Annotated in this window: 7 protein-coding genes; 1 reads left to right on the forward strand and 6 read right to left on the reverse strand. The window is 42.6% G+C overall.

Annotated elements, in window-relative coordinates:
• The 3 genes from PSI15_RS16130 to mak form a co-directional block, all read right to left on the reverse strand.
• The coding region (locus PSI15_RS16130) for an ABC transporter substrate-binding protein (RefSeq protein ID WP_273584418.1) at nt 1-1,461 on the reverse strand (1,461 nt) is incomplete at its 3' end.
• Nucleotides 1,462-1,722: 261 nt separating this feature from the next.
• Nucleotides 1,723-3,693: a bifunctional 2',3'-cyclic-nucleotide 2'-phosphodiesterase/3'-nucleotidase gene (locus PSI15_RS16135; protein WP_273584419.1), complete on the reverse strand. Its 1,971-nt coding sequence runs from the start codon at nt 3,691-3,693 to the stop codon at nt 1,723-1,725.
• A 62-nt stretch (nt 3,694-3,755) separates the two neighbouring features.
• Nucleotides 3,756-4,670, reverse strand: coding sequence for a fructokinase (gene mak, locus PSI15_RS16140; protein ID WP_273584420.1), 915 nt, complete (start codon nt 4,668-4,670; stop codon nt 3,756-3,758).
• 168 nt (nt 4,671-4,838) lie between these two features.
• Between mak and rdgC the strand changes: the two genes are divergently transcribed.
• Entirely contained in the window at nt 4,839-5,750 is a 912-nt protein-coding gene (rdgC, locus tag PSI15_RS16145; protein ID WP_273584421.1) for a recombination-associated protein RdgC, read from the forward strand.
• 112 nt (nt 5,751-5,862) lie between these two features.
• On the opposite strand, the gene PSI15_RS16150 is transcribed toward rdgC, so the two are convergent.
• The 3 genes from PSI15_RS16150 to PSI15_RS16160 form a co-directional block, all read right to left on the reverse strand.
• A complete protein-coding gene (locus PSI15_RS16150) occupies nt 5,863-7,011 on the reverse strand; it encodes a porin (RefSeq protein ID WP_273584422.1) in 1,149 nt (382 codons plus the stop codon).
• A gap of 576 nt (nt 7,012-7,587) precedes the next feature.
• Entirely contained in the window at nt 7,588-8,640 is a 1,053-nt protein-coding gene (locus PSI15_RS16155) for an alpha-xenorhabdolysin family binary toxin subunit B (RefSeq protein WP_273584423.1), read from the reverse strand.
• A 39-nt stretch (nt 8,641-8,679) separates the two neighbouring features.
• On the reverse strand, nt 8,680-9,894 hold the full coding sequence (locus PSI15_RS16160) for an alpha-xenorhabdolysin family binary toxin subunit A (RefSeq protein WP_273584424.1): 1,215 nt from the start codon (nt 9,892-9,894) through the stop codon (nt 8,680-8,682).
• Nucleotides 9,895-10,043: the final 149 nt, after the last annotated feature.

The raw sequence follows: 10,043 nt of genomic DNA on the forward strand, positions 1-10,043 counted from the left end.
TGCCATCTGGTCAAAATCATTATTGGCATATTGCGGGATATTATGGCTGCTTCCGGTCAGGAAAGTATTCAGGAAAGACATTGGGCTATTGTAATCCGCTGTCCATGCGTACCTGACAACATCAAATTTGTTCTGGTGCATATTATCCAACATCACTTTCCATTCCTGGTTTTGTAAGTTGGCCTGAACACCCAGGTTCTGCTTCCACATAGACGTCACGGCAATGGCAACTTTTTTATGTGATTCTTTCGTGTTGTAAAGCAAATCAAATTTAAGCGGATTTTTCTCGTTAAAACCGGCTTCACGCAATAACTTTTTGGCTTTGGCGACGCGCTGTTCCTGTGTCCATAAAGCATATTCAGGCGGTTTTAAATAAATTCCCCCGGCTCCCGGAGATACCACATCGTAAGCGGGTTTCTGCCCATTACCCAATACCTTGTCGGTGATAATGTTTCGGTCTAATGCCAAGGCCAGCGCTTGTCTGACCCGAACATCATCAAATGGCGGCTTTTGGGTATTGAACAGGTAATAATAAACACTCATGACGGGCCGAACATGTAACTGATCACCATATTTTTTCTTAATCAGTGGCAAGAACTCCGATGGCCCACCGTTGGAGATATCAATTTCGCCGGTCAGATAGCGATTGAAGTCAGCTTTATAATCTGACAATGGCAAGTACGTGACTTTATTAATGACGGTATTTTTATCATCCCAGTAATAGGGATTCCTGACGCCAACAATTTTTTCATTGACCACCCATTCCGAGAGTTTAAACGGCCCATTGCTGACAAAATGTTGTGGCAGCGTCCATTTATTGCCATATTTTTTAATGACTTTTTCACTGACGGGAGATACGGCGGGAAATGCCAGCATTTGCAAAAAGCCCGCTTTTGGCCTTTCCAGTGTGATTTCTATTGTTGTGTCATCCAGTGCTTTGACACCCAGCTCTTGCGGTTTTCTCTTGCCTGAGAGGACATCCCCCGCATTCACAATCTGGGCTTGAATCAGATAGCTGCCATAAGGAGAAAGGGTGTCAGGCGTGACCAAGCGCCGGAAAGAAAAAACCACATCGTGGGCGGTAAGCGGTGTACCGTCGGACCATTTCACCCCTTTTTTTAAATGGAAGATCCAGGTTTTATTATCTTGGGTTTCCCAACGTTCGGCCAAGGCGGGAATAATATTCTCTTCTTTATCCGTATCAACCAAACGCTCAAAAAAATCCCGCAGGATATCAAATTCACTGCTGCCTTCAGATTTATGCGGATCTAAAGAACCCGGTTCAGAAAAATTATTACGGGTGATTTCTTGCTTATCTGCCAATTGAGTATTGGGGGGAACAATCGCTGCATAAGAAAAAGTGACACTGCTTAAAATAAGGCTAATAGAACAAGTTAATATTTTAGATAGTTTATTTTTTATTATCCTTACCCGCATTTTCTGCATATTCGTGGTCTCCATATTCGTCGTCTCCACAAGTGTTTTCATTATTAAATAATCATGACATATATCACTATCACCTTATAACCATTACCGATATGAATATTACTGCATTCAGTTACATCTTCGATGTCATTAGAACGAATTATTGAATTCACATAATTAAGTGCAACGCGAAATAATTAGCGTTGCACTTATGATTTGGATCAAACAACCATTACAGTATCTTTGATCTATGGGTTTTATCTACGATGATCTGCGTTATCTTTTATCCCCGTCACACTATTTTGCACCGCGATCACCCGCGTGGGTCAGATCGATTTGATAGACAGCAAAACCAACATCATCATTTTTCAGATACTTCACGGGATATTGGGCGTGTTCTTTGATGAATTTCGCCGCTTTTTCTGACGGTGATGTTTCGAAACGGATATCTAATTTCTTATCGGTTTTGATTGGCAAGAATGACCAATTATTTTCAGCCTGAGTTGATACGACGCCTTTCTCTTTGGTGATCCGGGAAATGTAAGAAGCTAAAATGGTGCGGTTTTCATCCGGTGACGCAAACGCAATGTGATCGTCTCCAGTGCCGGCGAATTTGCCGCCGTAACCACGGTAGTTATTGGTGGCGATCAGGAAAGTGGCTTTCGGATCAATCGGCTTGCCCTGCCAGGTGACGTCTTTGATACGGTTCGCACCTTTGTTGATAAGCTGGCAATCGGTGTTGTATTTAGCGGGTTGGGTCAGGTCTATCTGATAGTTAACCCCCGTGATGGTGTCGAAGTTATAAGTGCGGAACCCATCCCAGTTCAACAATTCTTGCGGCTTGGTGGAGGTTGGGTCAATCCGGTTAAACATCCCTGCCGAACACTCCAGCCATTCCACCACATCCGCCCCGGTTGCTTTCACGACGACCAGGGTATTTGGGTAGAGGTACAAATCAGCCGCGTTACGGAATGTCAGATCCCCTTTTTCGACTTCCACAAATTCGGCCGGCGCATTTTTACGTCCGCCGACTTTGAAAGGTGCTGCTGCCGCCAAAACAGGCAGCCCATCCAGATTAGGATCGCCCTGAATAAAGCGTTTGGTATAATCCACCTGCGCATCATTGACGATTTGAACGGTAGGATCACTCTGGATCAGCGCCAGATAGCTGTACATATTGTCAGAGGCTTTGCCAATCAATTTACCCACGAAATCGCGGGTTCCCTGATCCGCTTTTTCGATGAGGGAAGCCAGCTTGCTATCGCGTGCAACCAGCGCTTTCTTATGCGCTTTGTCATAGATAGGACGGGCTTCCGCCTTGGCAGATTCGACTTTCCATTCGCCGCTGTCGTTATTAATCACCATATCCACCACACCCAGATGATCCCCCCATTGCCCCGGCATCACGGCAGGAATGCCATTAATCGTTCCGTTGGCAACATCAACGCCCTTAATACCGGCATATTCCTTGTTGGGGAACACGCCGTGGGCATGACCAAACATAATGGCGTTAATGCCGGGCACTTCGCTCAGATAGTACACGGAATTTTCTGCCATCGCCTTATAAGGCTCTTGGGAAAAACCGGAGTGGGGAATGGCGATAATCAGGTCGGCGCCCTCTTTCTTCATTTGAGGAACGAATCTTTTCGCGGTTTCGGTGATGTCATTGACCACCACTTTTCCCGCCAGATTGGCTTTGTCCCAAACAGTGATTTGTGGAGGCACAAAACCGATATAGCCGACTTTAATCGTGTGCGCTTTGCCCGCGCGATCTTTAACCGGCGTATCAACGATAATATAAGGCGTAAAATAGTTTTTGCCGGTGTTGGCATCCATGATATTGGCGTTGATATAAGGGAATTTGGCACCGGCAACGGCCTGTTTCAGGAAATCCAATCCAAAGTTGAATTCATGGTTACCAAAGTTGCCGACGGTATAGCCCATCGTGTTCATCAGTTTGTAGGCCGGATGAACTTCCCCTGATTTTAACCCCTTGGCCGCCATGTAATCCGCCAGCGGGCTGCCTTGAATCAAATCGCCGTTATCGATCAGGATCGCATTGGTTGCTTCCGCTTTGGCGGCTTTAATTAAGGTCGCAGTACGCACCAAACCAAATTGCTCCGTGGATTTATCTTTAAAGTAATCGAAATCCATCAAATTGCTGTGAATATCCGAGGTTTCCATGACCCGTAAATCAACAGTTGCCGCGTTCACATTGCATGCCACCAGCATTGCCAGTGTTGACATTTTCCACATATTCTTTTTCATGCTACACCTCTTCATATACCCTATAAACTTCAAGTTGCCGCTCGCAAAACAAAAGCTGCTTATTATCTCCCGCGCTGAGGCCACAACCAAGCCGCGCCGCGCACACCACTGGAATCACCATGCACCGCCTTTCTGATTGGGGTTGCACACTCGCCACCAAAAACCCACGCTTTGACTAAATCGGGCAATGTCTGGTAAAGGCGCTCAACGTTGCTCATTCCACCACCAAGCACAATCACATCTGGATCCAGTAAGTTAATCACCTGTGCTAATGCTCGCGCCAAACGCCGTTCATATCGACGCATCGCCAATTGTGCGAACTTATCTCCCTGTGCCAACGCCTCAATGATTTCATGGCCTTTTTTCTGTACGCCGCTCAAGCGCAAGTAATCCGTCATAAATCCAGTACCCGACACAAATGTCTCAGTACAGCCCGGTTTGCCACAAAAACAGCGGATGTCCTCCTGATAAGCGCGATCTTCTTCATCCATCCACGGTAATGGGTTATGTCCCCATTCCCCAGCCAATCCATTGCCGCCGGCATGAACCCTTCCCTCAAATGCAATCCCTGAGCCACAGCCCGTGCCGATGATAACGGCAAATACCATTGGCATTCCTTCACCAGCACCATCAATGGCCTCTGATACTGCCAGACAATTTGCATCGTTGGCGATGCGGATTTCACGCCCTAACAAGGCCGCGATATCCTTATCCAATCGCTGTCCATTCAGCCAGACTGAGTTGGCATTTTTGACTTTGCCGGTAAAAGGCGAAATCACGCCGGGAATGCCAATCCCCACGGTTCCTTGCTGCCCGGTTGCCTGTTCCGCATCACTAATCAGTCCAACAATAGCTTCCAAGGTTTTTTGATAATCATTTTGAGGCGTATCAACCCGTTTGCGAAATAACGCTTCCCCCTGATCGCCCAATGCAATCACTTCAATCTTGGTGCCACCGAGATCAATGCCTATGCGCATAACTTACCTTTTCTATTTAGCCGGATGAGGCTTTTTATTATATGAAAATGAGAAAGTTATTATAGGAAACTGATGAAGTTCTAGGGCTTCGTCACATGATTCGTTATCATGCAGCCTTATGTTTTAAGATGACCTTTGTCACGATGCGCAACAATATGGGGTAACCGCATGTTATGGTTCAAAAATTTAATGATTTACCGTTTAAACCGAGAAATCTCCCTTTCGGCGGATGAACTGGAAAAACAATTAAGCCCATTGGCATTCACCCCATGCGGCAGTCAAGATATGATGAAAACGGGTTGGGTTTCTCCACTGGGTTCCCACGGTGAAGCATTAACCCACGCTTGTGGCAATCAGATTGTTATCTGCGCACGCAAAGAAGAAAAAATGCTGCCTTCCCCGGTGATCAAGCAGGAATTACAGGCCAAAATAGCCCGTCTGGAAGGTGAACAACACCGCAAGCTGAAAAAGACCGAAAAAGATTCACTGAAAGATGAAGTGATCCACACGCTGCTGCCACGGGCATTCAGCCGCTTCAGCCAAACCTATATTTGGATCGATACCGTCAACCATTTGATCATCGTTGATGCCGCCAGCGCAAAACGCGCAGAAGATAATCTGGCACTGCTGAGAAAAACATTGGGTTCACTGCCCGTTGTTCCCCTGACATTCACCGATCCCATTGAGTTGACGCTCACTGAATGGGTACGTTCAGGTGATCTTCCTGCTGGTTATGCCCTGATGGATGAAGCCGAACTAAAAGCCGTTCTGGAAGAAGGTGGAGTGATCCGCTGTAAGAAGCAAGATTTGGTCTCAGACGAAATCGCAACCCATATTGAATCCGGCAAATATGTCACTAAGCTGGCCCTGGATTGGGAAGAGCGCATTCAGTTTATGCTGTCAGATGATGGCTCTTTCAAACGCATCAAATTCAGCGAAACCTTACGTGAGCAAAATGATGATATCGATCGCGAAGATGTTGCCCAACGATTTGATGCTGATTTTACCTTAATGACAGGTGAATTAAGTGCGTTAATCAAAAACACAATTGATGCACTGGGCGGCGAAGCCGAAAGATAGACGTAAACACCGTCATCACAGAAGAACTGCCTCAACAGTCAGGTTCATTGAGGCAGTTCGGCAAAAAAACACCCACTGTTTTTCAACCAGTGTCTGAAAGTTGCTATCTCAATTAGAAGCGATAAACCAAGCCAACACCAAACACGTCGTCAGTGTTAATCTGCGTTTTCTTGGAAAAATCGTTGTCTTTTAGCAGGTTGAATTGATATTCAGCATAAGTGCCCATATTTTTGTTGAAATCATAGAAGGCACCGACGGAAACATATTTCACCAAATCCTCAGATCCCTTGCTTGCCGGTATGCTCTTGTCAGTCAGGTCATTCCCCAAATCTTTACCTTTGGAATAAACAAAAGCAAGTGATGGGCGCAAACCAAAATCAAACTGATACTGAGCCGTCAGTTCAATGTTTTGGGTTTTATTGGCAAACATCGTGTAGTTGTCTACGGAACTGCCGAATCGGGTTAAATTACGGGTTTCACCATACATGGCCGCCAGATAGACGTTATTTTTGTCATATTTGGCAGAGACAATCCACGCTTCGGCTTTATTCCCTTTCGCCAGAACCTTAGCGGTATCACTCCCCAACTTCTGAGCCGAAGTACGGTTAGAGTTGCCGTATGAGGCACCAACGCTGATCCCATTACCAAAATCGTAGCTACTGGAGAGACCAAAACCATCACCATTCTGCCTTGAAACATCGCTACGGCTATTTCTGGTGCCACTGTCATTTTTGGCCTGATACTGCAAGGCAAAATTCAGGCCATTTACCAGACCAAAAAAGTCCGTGTTACGGTAGGTTAATAGCCCGGTTGAACGCCCCATCAGGAAGTTATCGGTTGCCGCCATGGAATCACCACCAAATACCGGCAATGCGTCTGTCCATGAGTTAGCGTCATAAACGACACCATAATTACGCCCGTAATCCAGCGAACCATATTCGCCAAATTTTAACCCTGCGAAAGCCAAACGGGTTCGGGTGTTTTTCCCACTCTCCACTTCTGTTCCATTGGCACCCATATTAAATTCCCAACGCCCGAAGCCGGTCAGTTTATCCGTAATTTGGGTTGAACCTTTGATACCAATACGGCCAACAGAACCATCACCATCCTGTGTATCTGATTTAGAAAAGGTTCTTTGCACATCGGCCTTTCCATATAAATCTATTTTATTACCCTCCTTATTATAAATCTCAGCAGCATTGGCTGCCCCCGTCATAAGAAGTACCGGAATTGCCATTGCTAGTGCGTTGCGTTTTATCATTATCATAATCCTCATTTATCTTGTTATTATTTAGCCACCGCCAAGAGATTCCTATTCCAAGACCCCTATTTTCTGGAATAATAAATAATCAGGTGAGCGGAGTACTTTACTTGTTTTGGTTAAGCAAATGTTAAATTTGTAACAAGCAATGACGATACTAAGATCTAACGAAACCTTTTGCTAACAAAAATTAGCGAAAAATGCCATCTTGTGAAGGTTGTCACATTATAGGGATGTATCCCATAATTTAATAATATTAATTATGATAATAACTTATTAAAAACAGTAAGTTATAAATAATAAGTGACGTGATAAAAAATAGAATTTTCCATAAAGATAAGTTGTCTGCTTATATCAATTTATATTTTTGCCAATAATTATCACAAATTGGGTGATAGTCATGATTTGATATTATTGACAACTACCTGAAAATTCTGTAAATACGCCACAAAATTCACGACGTCACTTTTCTACTTCTCATTAATCAAGGCTATAACAAAACGACTATGGTATAAAAATTCCTTACTCCCCGCACCGCAAGGAGTAAGGAAATGAATTACAATTTTAGAAAATTATTTATTTCAACATGTTATATTGCGAAGCTAAATCATCCAAAAATTCCAATTGACCATTGACCAGATTCGTTAAATATTTCTGATCAACTTTATTACCTGACAAACGGTGCAATTGAGTCGCGAATGTGTTCCACGCTTGTTCCAATTTCACCGCCTCAGCAAGCATAATGGTGCGTTCTGTATCGATTTGCATTACATCTTTTAGGCCGGCAAACCGTAGCTCCGTTTCCCGTAATGTCGCTTTCAGTGCATCGGATTCTTTTATTATCTGCTCGATTTGGTCACTGAGTTTCATTCTGGCATCAGCCAGATCGATATATTTCAATCCTTCAGAAACTTTACCCAATATTTTTCTGGTTATCTCAACACCTTGTTTAATTGCCTGTTTAATCGCTTCTTTTTTAGGTTGTGTGAAATCCAATCCGTCAATATCACTGGCACTAGGAATAAAATCTTTAAACATATCTGCGATATTATTTTGCCGGATCACATCCTGACTTTCGATAATTTTAGCCCGTTCAGCATCCAATTTATTTCTTTTTTCGACTTTATCCTTAATATCACTCTGCAATTCTGCTTTTTGGGATTCCGTTTGTGCTAAAAGCCCCTCCAAGCGCTCCGCAATCACCATATTGCGCATATCACTAATTTTTCCAGTCAGTTGATTGGATCTGCTGCTGAAATTGACAATCACATGATCGATATCTTGCGATAATTTTTTGATCAATTGCTCACGTTCTTGCAGAAGAGCTTGACGATCATCCTCACTCAAACCGGGAACGGCCAAAGCTTCATCGATTTGATTAATTGTTTGAAAAGCTTCTCCCTCAGAGAATTGGCTGAGTATTGGAATTAATTGAGAGAGAGAAACACGTATCGATTCATTAAGATCACGGCTATAAAGCCTGAGACGTTCGACTTTTTCCCCAACAATTGCAATACCTGATGTTTGACGTTCAGCCAAGAGCCAAATAGTATTTGCCGCCTGATTGATGGCTTTAATATTAATTTCTGGATACGAGATCTCGTTTAGAAAAACATTATTTTCAGACATTTCAATATTTCCTTATTACTTTATATTTTATTTAAAAATTTAGTTATAGAGTTTTCTGTATTCTGCTAATGCTTCATCAAAAGTTTTTATTAATTGTGTCGCAGAGCCTTGCACTTCTTTCCAAGGGCTAATAACTTGTTTAAACGTCGCGACAAAAGAGGTCAATTTTAATGCATTATTAATTTCAGCAAATTTGTCTTTAGAAGTCGTAATTTGCGTTAGCATCGTGCTCCACATAAAATCCAAATGGTTTAGGGCAACTTCTGCGTCCACCATACGAATACCAATGTCATTAAAATTAAGTGATAAATCCTGGATCACTTTTTGCAATGCACTTTTACCTTCAACCTGCTCTTGTAATACTTTGACTTCTCCAATCAATTCATTTTTCTGCTTACGTGCTTTTTCTGCTTTATCACCAAAAATACCGCCAGTAATCGCCCAGCCAATAATTCCCCCCGCCATTCCAGAAAATGCCAAACCAACGTATTTATCATAGTCTTTTTGGAGTTGATCAATCTCTTTATTCTTCTCATTAATCTTATCTTGCAGATCTTTGATAGTTGCAGAAAGATTATTATCATCCATCAGTTTTTTCTTACTATTTATTTGTGGCTGCACTCCCTGAGCGATATTGCCATTTGATAATTTCCCACCAATTAGTATGAGCTTAAAGTCAGTTATTGCGTTTTTAACCCTCTGAGTATTTTCCTGCTGTTTTTGAATATCTTTTTTCATACTTTCAAGGATATTCCCCAATTCAACAGCAATTTCTTTATCATCATTGGTATAAGTTATTTCAGCCAATTGCTTATCAGTTAAATCGCCTAATTTTTTCTTGACGCGTTCAATAATCGGCATCTGATCAATTATGCTAATTATTTCCCCACCCGTTTCAGTAATCTGCCTGCCTACATTTTCCAAATCAATACTCTGCTGCTGAACCTTATCTTCTACACCACTCCAGCTAAGTGCATGGTCATGGATCTCTTTAAATAAGGTTGTCATCTTTGCAGGTTTTAGCCCCTCAATATCAATATCGTTATAACCGATATATTTCTTTACCTCTTCTAACGTAAAAGGTAGTTCCAAACCACGCTTAACATATAATTTGATACTAATGAGATCTTCTTTAGTAAAGATCCCTCCCTGACGAGCAGCACCTTCTATCTGGCTGGTTAACATTTTCAAAGTAACTGCGGGAACTTCTGATACGGCTATCTTATTTTCTGTTAAAGGTTGATTTAATAACATATCGTTCTCCATTAATATTAACGACTTAATCCAGATTAATTAAACTTTGTCTTTACCCATCTGAAAACCTCTTTTTTTAATATGATGTAAATATACATATTTACATTGACCTTAATGTGAAAGGTTAAAATTTTTATCTGGTAATTTAT

This window comes from Xenorhabdus sp. PR6a (assembly GCF_028599065.1).
Classification (GTDB): domain Bacteria; phylum Pseudomonadota; class Gammaproteobacteria; order Enterobacterales; family Enterobacteriaceae; genus Xenorhabdus; species Xenorhabdus doucetiae.

Bases quoted from the DNA above. Each gene is read 5' to 3' on its own strand.
- PSI15_RS16135 (WP_273584419.1), bottom strand. From the start codon at position 3,693: ATGAAAAAGAATATGTGGAAAATGTCAACACTGGCAATGCTGGTGGCA.
- PSI15_RS16150 (WP_273584422.1), bottom strand. From the start codon at position 7,011: ATGATAAAACGCAACGCACTAGCAATGGCAATTCCGGTACTTCTTATG.
- PSI15_RS16155 (WP_273584423.1), bottom strand. From the start codon at position 8,640: ATGTCTGAAAATAATGTTTTTCTAAACGAGATCTCGTATCCAGAAATT.
- mak (WP_273584420.1), bottom strand. From the start codon at position 4,670: ATGCGCATAGGCATTGATCTCGGTGGCACCAAGATTGAAGTGATTGCA.
- rdgC (WP_273584421.1), top strand. From the start codon at position 4,839: ATGTTATGGTTCAAAAATTTAATGATTTACCGTTTAAACCGAGAAATC.
- PSI15_RS16160 (WP_273584424.1), bottom strand. From the start codon at position 9,894: ATGTTATTAAATCAACCTTTAACAGAAAATAAGATAGCCGTATCAGAA.